The sequence below is a fragment of the Vogesella mureinivorans genome, assembly GCF_007644035.1.
Lineage (GTDB): Bacteria > Pseudomonadota > Gammaproteobacteria > Burkholderiales > Chromobacteriaceae > Vogesella > Vogesella mureinivorans.
This window is the reverse complement of record NZ_VMTV02000560.1, coordinates 1-313: the sequence shown is the minus strand read 5'-3', so window position 1 is coordinate 313 and position 313 is coordinate 1. Positions and strand designations below refer to the sequence as shown.

Here is a 313-nt window from a genome sequence, read left to right as displayed (position 1 = left end):
CACCTTCAGACGGGTGTTCGGGTGCGCGTTTGCGTTGATGTAGTCCATCGACGCGGCCAAGTAGGTCTTGCAGGAGTTGACCGCCGCTTCCAGCCCGCTGTAGTTGCAGGTGCCGGTCTGCGACTTGAAGGCCGAGCGCGCCTGCAGGCCGTCGTTGCCGCACATCTCGAAGGTCACCACCCGCGTCGAGGCCGCCTGCATGTAGCTGCGCTCGGCGACGATCTTGTTCTCGTACACATCGCGCGCCACCGCGCCGGACTTGGTGCGGCGGATGTTCTCGATGTCGGCATTCCAGCGCGCCGCGAGGTACTCG

1 protein-coding gene is annotated in these 313 nt (G+C 65.2%); it reads right to left on the bottom strand.

What is annotated here, in order from left to right; translation table 11 throughout:
* On the bottom strand, positions 1 to 313 hold a 313-nt coding region (locus tag FLQ44_RS14550), incomplete at both ends, for a hypothetical protein (RefSeq protein WP_206208900.1).